We start from the raw sequence: 14604 nt of genomic DNA on the forward strand, positions 1-14604 counted from the left end.
CCCCTACCGACACACCGGCCTCAGCCGACCTCAGGCCCCGCGAGAGCGCGGGCGATCACCACCCGCTGGATCTGGTTGGTGCCCTCCACGATCTGGAGGACCTTCGCCTCGCGCATATAGCGCTCGACCGGGAAGTCCACCGTGTAGCCGTATCCGCCCAGCAGTTGGACGGCATCGGTGGTGATCCGCATCGCGGCGTCCGTACAGAACAGCTTGGCCATCGCCGCCTGCTTGGAGAACGGCCGCCCCGCGTCCCGCAGCCGTGCCGCCGTCAGGTACAGGGCGCGCCCGGCCTCGATCTGCGTGGCCATGTCGGCGAGCATGAAGCGCAGGCCCTGGAAGTCGGCTATCGGCCGGCCGAACTGCCGCCGCTGCGCGGTGTACGCGAGCGCCTCGTCCAGCGCCGCCTGGGCGACGCCGACGGCGCAGGCCGCGATGCCGAGACGGCCCGCGTCGAGCGCGGACAGGGCGATCGCGAACCCCTGGCCCTCCTCGCCGATGCGGCGCGCGTCGGGCACCCGCACCCCGTCGAGGTGGATCTGGGCGGTCGGCGAACCGGCCATGCCCATCTTGTGCTCGGGCGCGGCCGCCGAGAGCCCGGGGGCGTCGGCGGGCACGAGGAAGGCGCTGATGCCGCGGGTGCGCTCGGGGCCGGTGCGGGCGAGCACGGTGTAGAAGTCCGCGATGCCGCCGTGGGTGATCCACGCCTTGGTGCCCTCGAGCGTCCAGGTGTCCCCGTCGCGGGTGGCCCGGGTGGTGAGCCCGGCCGCGTCGGAGCCGGAGGAGGGCTCGGAGAGGCAGTACGCGCCGAGCAGTCCGCCGCCCAGCATCGCGGGAAGGTGCTCGGCCAGCTGCTCCTTGCTGCCGTAGCCGGCGAGGGCGTGGCAGGCCAGGGTGTGGACGCTGACGCCGAGGCCGACGGTCAGCCGGGCCGCGGCGAGCTCCTCGAGGACCTGGAGGTAGACCTCGTACGGCTGGTCGCCGCCACCGAACTCCTCGGGGTGGACCAGCCCCAGCAGCCCGGACTCGGACAGCAGGGTGAACAGCTCGCGGGGGAAGCGCCCGGCGGCCTCCTCCTCGGCGGCCCGGGGCTTGATCTCCCGTTCGATCAGCTCGCGGACGAGCGAAATCAGGTCGCGGGCCTCTTCGGTGGGCAGCTCACGCTCCACCGGCTGCGGGCCGTGATCGGTCATGGCGGCGCTCTCCTCTCCCCTGGTCAGGCGCTGCGGCGGCGTGCGCCGGGGTGAGGCGGCGCCACCGGTGTTGCTGCCGCCTGCCGGTCCGCCCGTCGGATCGCGAACGGTGATGACCTGCACCGCGGCGGTTGGAGTATGCCCGATCCGGAGCCTTCCGGTACCGGTCGCCCGATCTTCAACCACATTCGCGCACGGGCACCTACCACCTTCCTCCACGCACCCCCACAACGTCGCACGCATGGAGCAAATTGGCCCAGACCATTGACCCCACTGGTCTAGTCCTTCTACCTTTTCCCCACCCTGCCCTGCGCGTTCATGTCAAGCTGTGGGCAGGTCGTCGGGCAGTTCACTCTCCCCTCACCCCCCACCGAGGAGATTCCATGCTCAGACCAGGCAGACTGTCCGCCGCGCTCGCGGCGATCTGTACGGCGGTGCTGACCGCCACCCTGCTCGCGGGCTCGGCAGCGGCCGGTGAACCCCGGAGCGCCGGCATACCCCAGGCCACGTCCGAGGCCGCCAAGACCCCCACGACGAAGGCCGCCGGGAACAAGGTGGTCGGCTACTTCACCGAATGGGGCATCTACCAGCGCAACTACCACGTCAAGAACGTCGAGACCTCGGGCTCGGCCGCCAAGCTCACCCACATCAACTACGCCTTCGGCAACGTCACCGGCGGCAAGTGCGCCATCGGCGACTCCTACGCCGACTACGACAAGGCGTACGACGCGGCGAGCAGCGTCGACGGCCAGGCCGACACCTGGGACGCGGGCGCCCTGCGCGGCAATTTCAACCAGCTGCGCAAGCTCAAGAAGCTCCACCCCGGCCTGAAGGTGCTGTGGTCCTTCGGCGGCTGGACCTGGTCCTCCGGGTTCAGCGAGGCCGCCAAGAACCCCGCGGCCTTCGCCCAGTCCTGCTACGACCTGGTCGAGGACCCGCGCTGGGCGGATGTCTTCGACGGCATCGACATCGACTGGGAGTACCCCAACGCCTGCGGCCTCACCTGTGACACCAGCGGTAAGGACGCCTTCAAGAAACTGATGTCCGCCGTGCGCGCCAAGTTCGGTTCGTCCAACCTGGTGACCGCGGCGATCACGGCCGACGGCTCCTCCGGCGGCAAGATCGAGGCCGCCGACTACGCGGGCGCCGCGCAATACGTCGACTGGTACAACCCCATGACGTACGACTTCTTCGGCGCGTGGGCCGGCCAGGGCCCCACCGCCCCGCACTCCCCGCTCAACTCCTACAACGGCATTCCGCAGCAGGGCTTCACCACCGACGCCGCCATCAGCAAGCTCAAGGGCCTCGGCATCCCGGCGTCCAAGCTCCTGCTGGGCATCGGCTTCTACGGACGCGGCTGGAGCGGCGTCACCCAGGACGCCCCCGGTGGCACGGCGACCGGCGCCGCGCCCGGCACCTACGAGGCGGGCATCGAGGACTACAAGGTGCTCAAGGGCTCCTGCCCGGCCACCGGCACGGTCGCGGGCACGGCCTACGCGCACTGCGGCAACCAGTGGTGGAGCTATGACACCCCCGCCACCATCGCCGGGAAGATGAACTACAAGCAGCAGCAGGGCCTGGGCGGCACCTTCTTCTGGGAGCTCAGCGGCGACACCTCGAACGGTGAGCTGATCAAGTCCATCAGCTGACCCCACCGCAACGCCCCTGATCGAAGCGGGCGGGGAGCCATCACCGGCTCCCCGCCCGCTTCGTCGTGCGCGCCCGCGCACAACCAGGCCATCGGTGTCAAGCGTTCAAGCGGCGCACGAGGGGGCGCGAGGAGCGTATGTGGAGAACACCCCCCGGTAACGCCGCGTACTCCCTCCGTGAACGCGCTCCGTCCGGGGCTCGTACGCCAACGCGGCTTGTTCTGGCTATTGCGGGGCATCCGCCCCACAAGGAAATCTGAGCGCATGGGTGGCCCGCTCCACTCCGCGCGCGTGAACCAAAGGAACGATCATGAGCTCCGAGCAGTGCCCGAGCTGTGGCGGCCAACTCGCCGTGAATCAGGACGGGTGGAAGATCTGCCACTCCTGCGGCTATGCCTCCCCGCCCGGGGTCGTGCCCGCCCCCTCCCTGCCCGCGCATACCTGACCTGCCGACTCCCTCCCGCCGTCCGATCCGTGAAAGCCTGAGACCCCGCACCCCCCGTGTTCCGCCCCTCCGTACCGCTGAGCGAGGCACCATGGTCAATCCCTGGCTGGCGATGGCGTCAGGCACCGACCCCGCTGAGCGCACCCGCGACGTGCGCCGCGCCCATGAGGCGTTTCTGACGGAGGGGGCGGTGAGTCCGGCCGTACGGCCGGTGGTGGCGGAGTCCTGGCGGCGCTCGGCCGACGCCCGGGTCACCCAGGAGTGCAAGGCGCCGATCGACCTGGCGGACGACGCGCTGGACACCTATCGCGCGGACCATCCGCTGGCCCGGGTGATGCCGCTGTTCCGGGAGTTGCTGGGCACCATCGCCCACGACGGGGCCCATCTGCTCGCGGTCTGCGACGAACAGGGTCGGCTGCTGTGGGTGGAGGGGCACGCGGGGGTGCGGAACCGGGCCGAGGAGATGAACTTCGTGGCCGGGGCGCGCTGGGACGAGCGCCACGCGGGCACCAATGCGCCCGGGACGGCGCTCACCGTCGACCACGCGGTGCAGATCTTCGCCACCGAGCACTTCAACCGCAGTGTGCAGCCGTGGACCTGCGCCGCCGCCCCGCTCCACGATCCGCACACCGGGCGGCTGCTGGGCGCGGTGGACATCACCGGCGGGGACCATCTGGCCGCCCCGCACAGCCTCGCCCTGGTCCAGGCGACCGCCCGCGCCGCCGAGGCCCAGCTGGGCGCCGAGCTGCCGCGGACGCGTACGCCGCGGATCTCGCTGACGGTGCTGGGGCGGGACGAGGCGCTGCTGGTCGTCGACGGGCGGCGGCTGCGGCTCGGGCGGCGGCACAGCGAGATCATGGTGCTGCTGGCCGGCCATCCGGAGGGGCTGTCCGGCGACCGGCTGACGCTCGAGCTGTACGGGCCCCGGGCCGACGACCGCTCCCCGGTGACGCTGCGGGCCGAGCTGTCCCGGCTGCGCCGTCTGGTGGGTCCGCTGCTCGGCTCGCGCCCGTACCGGCTCTGCACACCCGTGCGCACCGATCTGGCCGACGCCGCCGAGGCGTTGGCCTCCGGCGACGCGTACACGGCGCTGCGGGCGTACACCGGACCGCTGCTGCCGCTGTCGGAGGCGCCGGGGGTGTGCCGGATGCGGCGGGTGCTGGAGGACGGGCTGCGGCGCGCCGTGCTCTCCCACGGCGACCCTGAGCTGCTGCGACGCTGGGGGCAGACGCCGTGGGGCGAGGACGATCTGGAGGTCGCGGAGGCGCTGCTGACCACGCTCCCGGCGCATGCGCCGGGGCGGGTGGCGCCGGCGGCGCGGGTGCGGCGGCTGCGGGAGCTGTACGGGCTGCCGGGCGGCGCCCACCACCAAGGCGGCCATGAGGACGGAGCCGCGCGGCACCACAGCGGCCATGAGCACGGAGCCCCGCGGCAAGGAGGCGGCCACCGGGACGCAACGTCCGCGCAACGTGGCCGCGCCTAGCCTCCCCGTCGGCTCCGCCCGCGTCGGCGCGGGCGGAGCCTGGACGCGCGTACCAACGACGCGTCCGGCAACGGGACCCACCACGCGTACACCAGGGAGGCCGCCCCATGACGCGTTTCGCAAGCCCCGGCTCCGAGGGCTCGGTCGTCACCTATCAGCCGCGCTATGACCACTGGATCGGCGGGGAGTACGTACCGCCGGCCCAGGGCCGCTATTTCGAGAACCCCACCCCCGTCAACGGGCAGCCCTTCACCGAGATCGCCCGGGGCACCGCCGAGGACGTCGAGCGGGCCCTGGACGCCGCCCACGCGGCCGCCCCCGCCTGGGGCCGTACGGCGCCCGCCGAGCGCGCCTCGGTGCTGCTGAAGATCGCCGATCGGATGGAGCAGAACCTGGAGGCCCTCGCGGTCGCCGAGAGCTGGGAGAACGGCAAGCCGGTACGGGAGACGCTGGCCGCCGACATCCCGCTCGCCATCGACCACTTCCGCTACTTCGCGGGGGCCATCCGGGCGCAGGAGGGCAGCCTCTCCGAGATCGACCACGACACGGTCGCGTACCACTTCCACGAGCCGCTGGGCGTGGTCGCCCAGATCATCCCGTGGAACTTCCCCATCCTGATGGCCACGTGGAAGCTGGCCCCGGCGCTGGCCGCCGGCAACGCGGTGGTGCTGAAACCGGCCGAACAGACGCCCGCGTCGGTCCACGTCTGGATGAACCTGGTGGCCGATCTGCTGCCGCCGGGTGTGGTCAACATCGTCAACGGCTTCGGTGTGGAGGCCGGGAAGCCGCTGGCGTCCAACTCCCGGGTGGCCAAGGTCGCCTTCACCGGCGAGACCACCACCGGCCGCCTGATCATGCAGTACGCGAGCGAGAACCTGATCCCGGTCACCCTGGAGCTCGGCGGCAAGAGCCCGAACATCTTCTTCGACGATGTCTCGGCCAGCGACGACGACTTCATGGACAAGGCCCTGGAAGGGTTCACCATGTTCGCCCTCAACCAGGGCGAGGTGTGCACCTGTCCCTCGCGCGCCTTGGTCCAGGGCGGCCACTACCAGGCGTTCATGGACGCGGCCGTGGCCCGTACGGAGAAGATCACGCAGGGGCATCCCCTGGACACCGACACCATGATCGGCGCCCAGGCCTCCAACGACCAGCTCGAGAAGATCCTGTCGTACCTGGACATCGGCCGGCAGGAGGGCGCCCGCGTCCTCACCGGCGGCAGCCGCGCCGAGCTCGGGGGTGAGCTGGAGGGCGGCTACTACGTCGAGCCCACGATCTTCGAGGGCGACAACCGTATGCGGGTCTTCCAGGAGGAGATCTTCGGGCCGGTGGTCGCGGTGACCCGGTTCGGCGACTTCGACGACGCGATCGGGATCGCCAACGACACCCTCTACGGGCTGGGCGCGGGAGTGTGGACCCGGGACGGCTCGACCGCGTACCGGGCCGGGCGCGCCATCCAGGCCGGCCGGGTGTGGACCAACTGCTACCACGCCTACCCGGCGCACGCCGCCTTCGGCGGCTACAAGCAGTCCGGGATCGGCCGCGAGACCCACAAGATGATGCTGGACCACTACCAGCAGACGAAGAACCTGCTGGTGTCGTACTCGCCGAAGAAGCTCGGCTTCTTCTGAGCACCACAAGAGGGCGCCTGACCAGGCGGATGCCGGTCAGGCGCCCTGCCTGCGCGCGATCCGGACCGCGAGTCGAAACACACGCGGAATCGCCTGGTGGCGTAGTAGAACGTGTCCGACAGCAGTTGAAGCCCTTCCGCCGAGGCGCGCGGCGCCACCCGCACCCCCCACTCCGTGGCCTTCGAAACCTGGCTCTTCGGTGCGGCGGGCATCATCACGCACCGGTCCCGGGCCACCGTCCCATCCCTGGACGAATTCTTGATCATCGGGCCGCGTGACCGAGGATGCTGGATGAGCATTGTCGGCATCGAGATGGCCGAGCGCACGGTGCTGCCCGAAGAGGAGTTGCAAGGGCCTCATGTGAAGGCCCTGACGGACGCGGCCGGCGCGCTGGTCATGGTGGACAACGATCTGTTGTCCTACCGCAGGGAGAAGGTCCGCAGCACCACCGAGTCGAACATCCTGACGGTCTTGGCTCAGGAGAACGGGTCCTCCGCCCGCGATACCGTCCATAGCCTGGTGGTGGGAACAGATCTGACCGCACACCACGCCGGGCCTCCGTGAGCTCGCGTGCAACCGTCTCGCAACGTGGCGGGGGTTGGACTGGGCCGACGTACTGGGAGTACGACGTACTGGCAGCAGACGGGGAAGGCGGGTGCCGGTGATGACGGAGACCTCACGTATCGCCCTGACGGAGTCCGCGGCCGATCTGATCCGCCGACTGCGGGCCGAGCACGGGCCGCTGATGTTCCATCAGTCGGGCGGCTGCTGCGACGGCAGCGCGCCGATGTGCTACCCGCTCGGCGAGTTCCGTACGGGTGGGTCGGACGTACTGCTCGGGGAGTTGGAGGTGGACGGGGTCGAGGAGCCGGTGGGCTTCTGGATGTCGGCCTCGCAGTTCGAGCTGTGGGCGCATACGCATCTCACGGTGGATGTGGTGCCGGGCCGTGGCAGCGGCTTCTCCCTGGAGGCGCCGGAGGGTGTGCGCTTCCTGATCCGCTCACGGCTGCTGGACGACACGGCCGGCTGAGCACGGCGAGCCGAGCACGGCGAGCCGAGCGCGGCGCACCGCCGGATGGGCACGCGGGGGTGGGCACCACCCTCTCGCGCCCTCAGCTCGCGTCGGCCAGCGCCAGCGTGTGCAGCCGCTCCGGCGGGCCCGGCCGTGCGTAGTACCAGCCCTGCGCGGTGTCACAGCCCAGCCCCCGCAGATGCTCGGCCTGTACGGCCGTCTCCACGCCCTCGACCGTCACCGCGAGGTCCAGCGTGTGCGCGAGCGAGACGATCCCCTCGACGATCTTGACATCGACCGGATCGGCCGGAGCCCGCTGCATGCCCCGGGTGAAGGAACGGTCCAGCTTGAGCTGGGAGACCGGGAGCCGGCGCAGATACGACAGGTTGGAGTAGCCGGTGCCGAAGTCGTCCAGGGCGATGTCCACGCCGAGGTCGGCGAGTTGCCGCAGCGGCCGCAGGGCGGTCTCGTCGGCGCCGATGAGGTCGTTCTCGGTGACCTCCAGGCACAGCGCGCTGGGGCACAGCCCGGCGTTCTCCAGGACCGCCACCGTGTCGGAGACCAGCGTGGGATGGCTCAGCTGGCACGGCGAGAGATTGACGTTGACGCGCAGCGACTCGTCGTCCTCGGCGGCGTCGCGCCACTCGCGCGCCTGCCGGGCGGCCTGCTCCAGCACCCAGCGGCCGAGCGGGACGATCAGCCCGGTGTCCTCGGCGAGCGGGATGAACTGGTCGGGGCCGAGCACTCCGTGCAGCGGGTGCAGCCAGCGTACGAGCGCCTCGGCGCCGCGCACGGTGCCGTCGGTGAGCCGTACCAGCGGCTGGTACTCGATGAAGAACTCGCCCTTCTCCAGGGCGGAGGGCAGCCCGTTGGTGAGGCTGTGCCGGGCGATCACCCGGGCGTTGGAGTCGGCGTCGGCGATCTCGTAGCGATTGCCGCCCGCGGCCTTGGCCCGGTACATGGTGATGTCGGCGCTGCGCAGCACCTCGGCCCGGCCGATCTCCCCGGCCCGGCCGTCGACCACGCCGATGCTGGCCCGTACCCGCAGCTCACGGCCCTCGATCCGGACGGGTTCGGCGAGCGCGGCGAGCATCCGGCGGGCCAGCCCGGCGCCGTCGGCCTGCGCCGCGGGGCCGGTGACCAGGGCGAGGAACTCATCGCCGCCGACCCGGGCGAGCAGTTCGGTGGGAGCCTTCACACAGCGCCGGAGGCGTTCGGCCACGGCCTCGAGCATCCGGTCGCCGACGGCATGACCGAGGCTGTCGTTGACGGCCTTGAAGCCGTCCAGGTCCAGGTAGCACACGCCGAACGGCTCGGCGTCGGCGTCGGCGGCCAGCACTTGGTCCAGCCGCTCCAGGAAGAGGGTGCGGTTGGGCAGTCCGGTCAGCTCGTCGTGGGTGGCCTCGTAGCGCAGCCGCTCCCGCAGCTGCCGGTGCTCGGTGATGTCCTCGGCGAGGGCGAGCTGGTACTGCGGGGCGCCGCTGGAGTCGCGCAGCAGGGTGACCGTCAGATTGGTCCACAGCTCGCTGCCGTCGTCGCGGTAGTGCGGCTTCTCGATGCGGAAGTGGTCGCGCTCCCCGTTGACCAGCTCGCGGTAGAGCTCATGGGCGCCGGGTACGTCGTCGGGGTGGACGAACTCGGTGACGTTGCGGCCGGGGCGGAAGAAGTCCATCCCGCCGAACATCCGGGCCATGGCGTCGTTGACGACGAGCACCTCGCCGTCGAGTCCGGCGATGCCCACGCCGATGACCGCGCCCTCGAAGACGGCCTGGAACTTGGCCTCGCTCGCGTGCAGCGCCTTCTCGGCCTCGGTCCGGGCGACCAACGCGGCCCGCGAGATGGCCTCCTGCTCATCGCGCTCGCGCTCGCGCAGCTCACGGACGAATCCGGCGGCGAGGGCGTGCTGGAGCCGCACACAGCGGGCGCGCGCCTCGTCGTCGGCCAGGGGCTCGTGGGAGGGCTCGTCGGACGGTCCCGGGAACGATTCACCGGAGGGCTGGGATCCGGAGGGCTGGGAGACGGAAGGCTGGGAGACGGGCGCTCCGCGCGACGAGCAGGACACCAGATGCGCGTCGATGACGCCCAGGATGGCGGGCAGCGCGTCGGGCTCGGTGCACTGGGCGTCCACCAGCGCGGCCCCGACCTCGTACGCGGCTTCGGTGTCGAAGGGGGAGGAGCGCAGGGCGGCGCTCAACCGGTGGGCCAGCGGCAGCAGATAGTCCTCGAACTCGTCGGGGGCCATCGTGGTGGCGGCCAGTGGGTGGACGGCCCGGCACCAGATGCCCGCGAATCGCCTCAGCGGATCGTTCTCCCTGGAGGCGGGGTGTCCGGCGGCGTCCCCGGCGCCGCGGTCACATCTCGGCCCGCCCGATTCGGACGTCATATCGTGCACTCCCCGGGGCAGCCGCCATGGGCTGTGTCCCTGTAGCCTGCCGCGTCCTCGCCTGCGGCGTCGATGCCCTCCGGCCGCCAGTCCACGTCCTGCACTTCCTTCGCCCTCTTCCGGCTTCCGGGGCCGCCCTCGGGTCGTCCGCGTCCTCGGGGAAGTGGAGCACGACGAAGAGCGGCACGGCAACCCGCTGCTGAGGCGAGATTACTGATCAACCGTTCGATGGGGAAAGGAAAAACGGAAAACTCCAATCCGGATCTGATCATGGAGACGGGCCCCGCCGGGGGCTGTCGGGCATCTGTCAGCGGCACCTGCCAGCGGCCCGAACCCCGCGCTGACCTCGGCCCTCCACAGGGCGGGCCTTTGAAAGCGCCTCGGCGAAACCCCTTCGGGGAGCCCCGTTCTGACGGTGCGCCAACCCCGCCTGGGAGCAGTCGAATGAGGAAATCCATCACGTCCGCCGCGCTTGAACGTCACACCGGGGTCTCCGCGGCCGGGACAGTGGCACGCCCGGCCCGTACGCCCGGCCCTCCGCCCCACGGACCGAAATCCGTGCAGCCTTTTCGCCCGCATGCGGTGAATCGCCATGAATAGGGGTACCCGGCCGCTGGATCTCCACGAGGAGGCTCTTCTCGAGAGAGGTACGTCTCCTCGAGGAGGCACGACGACGCACGGGACGCACAAGGACGCACGGAGTGACCCCATGGCCCCACCAGGTGTCGCCCAGGAACCACTGCCGCGCCGCTGTCTGACCCTGTTCACCGGCTTCGACGGGATCGACGGCGAGGACGAGGCGGGGATACTGCGCCGGGCGATGGCCCAGGTCGGCGCGCTCGGCACCGGCCGCGCCGAGGCGGGCTACCTACGGCTCGGCGAGGGCCTGGTCCGCTGTCCGTACGACGGTCAGCGGGCCACCGAGGCCCTGGACACGCAGGTGAGGGAGCCGGCCGGACGGGACGGGCCGGTACGGTTCCCCCGGCCGGCCTGGGGCTGGGCCTTCGGGCTGCGCGAGCGGGACGGCCCGCGCGGGCCGCACGGGCCAGGCGGACCGCATGCGCCGGACGGGCTCTACGGCGCACTGGTGGTGAGCCGCCGCGACCGGCCCGGCGAGGACGAACGTCTGCTGCTCACCCTGCTCGTACGGCAGACGGCGGCGGCGCTGGCCACCGCCGCCGCGCACCGCCCAAGGCCGTGAGCCGCGCGGCCACCGGTCCCGGCCTGCGGATCCTGCCCGCCCTGTGCGCGGAGACGGCGGTCCTGGTGGCCCAGGGCGCACCGGGCGAGCGGTCGCTGCATGCGGCGCTGAGCCGTGAGCTCGGCACCGGCAGCGGCGCGATCGGGGTCGGCGGGTCCTGCGGCACCCCGCACGAGGTGCCCCGCTCGTACCAGGAGGCGCTGCGGGCGCTGGAGGTACGCCGCCGTTCGCACAGCCCGTACGGCCACACCGACCTGGTGGAGACCCTCTGCGCGTACTTCGACCGCGGCGGCAAGATCATGCGGAGCGGCCCCGAGTGAGCGGGCCACCGCCGGGCACCCGGAACCGACGCAACCGCACCACACCACAAGGCGGGATGGGCAATGAGCGACAAGAACAAGACTGTGGCGCGCGCTCTGCTCGACCAGCAGGGCACGACCTTCGCCGCCGAGGCCGGGATCAAGCTCCGCGACACCCCCGGCCCGCTCTACCAGCTGCTGGTGCTCGCGCATCTGCTGTCCGCGCGGATCAGTTCCGACATCGCCGTCGCCGCCGCCCGCGCCCTCTTCGACGCCGGGATGCGCGACCCGCGGCGCATGGCGGAGGCCACCTGGCAGCAGCGGGTGGACGCGCTGGGCGAGGGCGGCTACCGGCGTTACGACGAGCGGACCTCCAGCCAGCTGGGCGAGGCGGCCGAGCTGGTGAACCGGGAGTACGGGGGCGATCTGCGGCGGCTGCGCGAGGCCGGGGACGTGAAGAAGCTGCTCCAGGGGATCAAGGGCATCGGGCCGGCCGGGGTGAACATCTTCCTGCGCGAGGTGCAGGGCGTCTGGCCCGAGTTCGCCCCGTACTTCGACAGCAAGGCGCTGGACGGCGCCGAGCGGGTCGGGCTGCCGAAGAGCGCGCGGTCGCTGGAGGGGCTGGTGGCCCAGAAGGACCTTCCCCGGCTGGCCGCCGCCCTGGTCCGGGTCGCGCTGCACGCGGACGCCGCGCACGAGGTGCGCGCTGCGGCGTAGCGCGGTCACGTGAGGAACTGCGAGCACTGGTACGGGCCGGCCGTCCGCTCGCCGTCGTCCAGGGAGACCCGGACGTCGTCCGGCCGGATGGACTCGTCCCGGTGCAGGAAGGACTGGGCACGGGCGAGGGTGCACACCAGCTGGCCGTTGGGCAGCCGGCGGCTTCGGCGCCACGCTGGGGATCGGTGTGCTCGCGGGGCTCTACCGGCCATCCGCGCCGCTCGCCTCCACCCCACCGTGGCGCTCAACGCCTCCTGAGCGGACCGGCCTGTGCTCAGCGGATGCCGAGCTCCTTCAGCACCCGCCGCTGGGCGGCGGTGGGCTTGGCCGGGAAGTAGAGGTAGCAGACGCCGCCGGTGCCCGAGACCACCTTGCCGTCGGCGTTGTACCGCTTCGTCCGCAGCCAGATATTTTCCCACTGCCGCCGCTTGTAGATGTGGCGGACCGCCGCGTTGTCGGCCGAGGCCGGGTCGTTGGCGATGACGTCGCCGTCCGCCGTGAAGCCGATGACCGTCATCAGATGGCCCGAGGTGCCGTACCCCGCGCCGTCCAGCTCCGTCTTGAGGAAGGACTGCGAGGTGATCAGCGGAATGCCGACCTCGATCAGCTTCTCGGCGTCGTTGAGCGAGCCGAGCCGGGTGACCACGCCCTGGAGATCGCGGTAGGTGGCGGCGTAGGCGGCGTTGAACGGCCAGTTGCCGCAGCCCTCGTACTGGTAGTCGAAGGTGGACCGGGCGGCGTGGCAGACCTGCGGATCGGCGTAGTCCGGGTTGACCCAGGCCAGGTCCTCGGCGGAGGGCTTGCGACCCCAGTACTCGATGATCATCTGCGAGGAGGTGGGGCTGCACCACGCCTCGCCGCCGTTGTCGTACTCCGGGTACTGGCCCTTGTGGATCTCCTGCGAGTAGCGCGGTACGACGAGTTCGCGCCCCTTGGCCAGGCTCGGCGTGGAGGCGGGCACCTCGAACCGGTCGGGGACATCCGAGCCCATCGCGCCGACCCGCCACACCGTGGGGGTGAGGGTGGTGCCGGGCTTGCGGTGGAGGGTGAGCCGCACCTGGTACGTCGCCAGCCGCAGCCCGCTCGCCGGGTCGTCGATGGAGAAGGTGTCGGTCCACACCGAGCTCTTGTCGTCGCTCTGGTCGTCCACCGAGGTGCGCCGGATGGAGGAGGAGCCGTCGTCGGAGGCCCAGCGGCCCATCACGTACCAGGGGGTCGCGGAGCCGTCGGTGTAGGTGCCCTTGAGCTCGATCTGGATCCAGGTGCCGGCGGGGGTGCGGGCGTTCCAGGAGACGATGGCCTCGGTCGCGGGCACGGAGAGGGTGCGCACCGGAGAGGTCCAGGTGGCGTACTCCCAGGTGGCCTTGGTGCCGGTGTGCGGATCGGTGTAGTCCACGCTGCCCAGCGGGCGGGAGATGACGATGCCGGGGCGGGCGCCGGACTCGGCGCGGACGCCCTTGGCGGCACCGGCCAGCCAGTCGGCGTGGCTGGTCCAGCCGTGGTACTCCGCGATCCGCTCGGCCTTCGGGCCCGCCGGGGCCGCGGCGTCCCCGGGGGTTACCGAGGTGCCCGCCGAGGGGCGGGCCGTTCCGGCGGCCGCTGTGGCCGTCGTGGTGACGGCGGCGGCGCCCGCGACGCCGAGTGCGGCGGCGAGCACGGAGCGGCGGGGCGTGGATCCAGATCTGGTCATGCGGGGTTCCCCCAGTCGTCGTCCGGTCCAGTGGGCGGCGGGTGCGACAGTCGCACAACTATGGCCGCTGCGAGTGGTCTCAGGCCAGTGATTCCCCCAGCGCCCGCTCCATCAATATTGGTGTGAACCAATGGAGTGAACGAGCCCGAAGGGCCGTATGGTGGTCCCCGATGCGAACTTACCGACGAGTTGGCGGCCTGGACGCGCTGGCGCGGCGCCTGCGCGCGCTGCCGCCGTCCTGCGGGCCGGTCCGGCTGATCGCGATCGACGGCCACGCGGGCTCCGGGAAGACCACCTTCGCCGGGCATCTGGCCGAAGCGCTCGGCGGCGCGCCGGTGCTGCACACGGACGACTTCGCCACCCATGAGGAGCTCTTCGGCTGGGCCGAGCGGCTGCAAGCCCATGTCCTCGCCCCGCTCGCCCGGGGCGCGGCCGCGGCTTACGCCCCGTACGACTGGGTGGAGCGCCGCTTCACCACCGCCCGGCGGCGGCTCGACCCCGCGCCGGTGGTGCTGCTGGAGGGCGTGGGCAGCGGCCGCCGCGCGGTGCGCCCGCGGCTGGCGCAGCTGTTGTGGATGGAGCTGCCCGAGCGGGACTCCTGGCGGCGCGGTCAGCTGCGGGACGGCCCGGAGCAGACCGCGTTCTGGGACAGATGGCTGCCCGCCGAGCGTGCGCATTTCACCGCCGATCCGTCCCGTCCGTACGCAGGAGCCTTGGTACAGCAGCGGAAGGAGGGGTATGAGGTGCTACCGGGACCCGCGGCGACCGACGGAAACATCCCCTGGTCTCACACAGCGTGAGCCGATGCCACCGACCGGGCCTGACGCCGCCGCCCGAGGCATGACGCGCACTCCAACTCGGCTTGACCTGGGGCCCATACAGGTCTTACGTTCTCAATGTG

Annotated in this window: 14 protein-coding genes; 10 read left to right on the top strand and 4 right to left on the bottom strand. The window is 71.6% G+C overall.

The genetic code is table 11. From position 1 onward, the window contains the following. Positions 1–20: 20 nt before the first annotated feature. The gene (locus KHP12_RS12520; protein WP_086886551.1) at positions 21–1193 is read right to left on the bottom strand and encodes an acyl-CoA dehydrogenase family protein; all 1173 of its coding nucleotides are present in this window, start codon (positions 1191–1193) and stop codon (positions 21–23) included. A gap of 383 nt (positions 1194–1576) precedes the next feature. On the opposite strand from KHP12_RS12520, the gene KHP12_RS12525 reads away from it, so the two are divergent. The 6 genes from KHP12_RS12525 (at position 1577) to KHP12_RS12545 (ending at position 7431) form a co-directional block, all read left to right on the top strand. Beyond that, a complete protein-coding gene (locus tag KHP12_RS12525) occupies positions 1577–2842 on the top strand; it encodes a glycoside hydrolase family 18 protein (RefSeq protein ID WP_086886550.1) in 1266 nt (421 codons plus the stop codon). Positions 2843–3152: 310 nt separating this feature from the next. Further along, entirely contained in the window at positions 3153–3287 is a 135-nt protein-coding gene (locus KHP12_RS52385; RefSeq protein WP_262704163.1) for a hypothetical protein, read from the top strand. 91 nt (positions 3288–3378) lie between these two features. Beyond that, positions 3379–4770: a GAF domain-containing protein gene (locus KHP12_RS12530; RefSeq protein WP_211832947.1), complete on the top strand. Its 1392-nt coding sequence runs from the start codon at positions 3379–3381 to the stop codon at positions 4768–4770. Between the two features lie 107 nt (positions 4771–4877). Beyond that, positions 4878–6401: an aldehyde dehydrogenase gene (gene adh, locus KHP12_RS12535; RefSeq protein ID WP_086880628.1), complete on the top strand. Its 1524-nt coding sequence runs from the start codon at positions 4878–4880 to the stop codon at positions 6399–6401. A 174-nt stretch (positions 6402–6575) separates the two neighbouring features. After that, positions 6576–6965 (top strand): terpene synthase family protein, encoded by a 390-nt coding sequence (locus tag KHP12_RS12540; RefSeq protein ID WP_086880627.1) that lies wholly within the window; start codon positions 6576–6578, stop codon positions 6963–6965. Between the two features lie 100 nt (positions 6966–7065). Then, entirely contained in the window at positions 7066–7431 is a 366-nt protein-coding gene (locus tag KHP12_RS12545; RefSeq protein WP_086880630.1) for a DUF779 domain-containing protein, read from the top strand. 82 nt (positions 7432–7513) lie between these two features. Here KHP12_RS12545 and KHP12_RS12550 read toward each other — a convergent pair whose 3' ends face one another. Beyond that, positions 7514–9796 carry a putative bifunctional diguanylate cyclase/phosphodiesterase gene (locus tag KHP12_RS12550; protein WP_086880626.1) on the bottom strand — a complete coding sequence of 761 codons (2283 nt, stop codon included), beginning with the start codon at positions 9794–9796 and terminating at the stop codon, positions 7514–7516. Positions 9797–10505: 709 nt separating this feature from the next. On the opposite strand from KHP12_RS12550, the gene KHP12_RS50960 reads away from it, so the two are divergent. The 3 genes from KHP12_RS50960 (at position 10506) to KHP12_RS12560 (ending at position 12013) form a co-directional block, all read left to right on the top strand. Beyond that, positions 10506–10997 carry a hypothetical protein gene (locus tag KHP12_RS50960; RefSeq protein WP_244202624.1) on the top strand — a complete coding sequence of 164 codons (492 nt, stop codon included), beginning with the start codon at positions 10506–10508 and terminating at the stop codon, positions 10995–10997. After that, a complete protein-coding gene (locus KHP12_RS50965; RefSeq protein WP_244202623.1) occupies positions 10994–11317 on the top strand; it encodes a CdaR family protein in 324 nt (107 codons plus the stop codon). Before KHP12_RS50960 ends, KHP12_RS50965 begins: the two co-directional genes overlap by 4 nt. Before the next feature lie 63 nt (positions 11318–11380). Continuing rightward, on the top strand, positions 11381–12013 hold the full coding sequence (locus tag KHP12_RS12560) for an HhH-GDP family DNA glycosylase (protein WP_086880625.1): 633 nt from the start codon (positions 11381–11383) through the stop codon (positions 12011–12013). A gap of 5 nt (positions 12014–12018) precedes the next feature. Here the strand turns inward: KHP12_RS12560 and KHP12_RS52390 are convergent, their stop codons facing one another. Next, positions 12019–12150: a hypothetical protein gene (locus tag KHP12_RS52390; protein WP_276328620.1), complete on the bottom strand. Its 132-nt coding sequence runs from the start codon at positions 12148–12150 to the stop codon at positions 12019–12021. 137 nt (positions 12151–12287) lie between these two features. After that, the gene (locus KHP12_RS12565) at positions 12288–13703 is read right to left on the bottom strand and encodes a C39 family peptidase (RefSeq protein ID WP_211832948.1); all 1416 of its coding nucleotides are present in this window, start codon (positions 13701–13703) and stop codon (positions 12288–12290) included. Positions 13704–13873: 170 nt separating this feature from the next. Here KHP12_RS12565 and KHP12_RS12570 point away from each other — a divergent pair, with 170 nt between their 5' ends. Next, positions 13874–14503, top strand: a complete 630-nt coding sequence (locus tag KHP12_RS12570) for a uridine kinase family protein (RefSeq protein WP_211832949.1) — start codon at positions 13874–13876, stop codon at positions 14501–14503. The last annotated feature ends 101 nt before the right edge of the window (positions 14504–14604 follow it).

It is taken from the genome of Streptomyces asiaticus (genome assembly GCF_018138715.1).
Taxonomy (GTDB): domain Bacteria; phylum Actinomycetota; class Actinomycetes; order Streptomycetales; family Streptomycetaceae; genus Streptomyces; species Streptomyces asiaticus.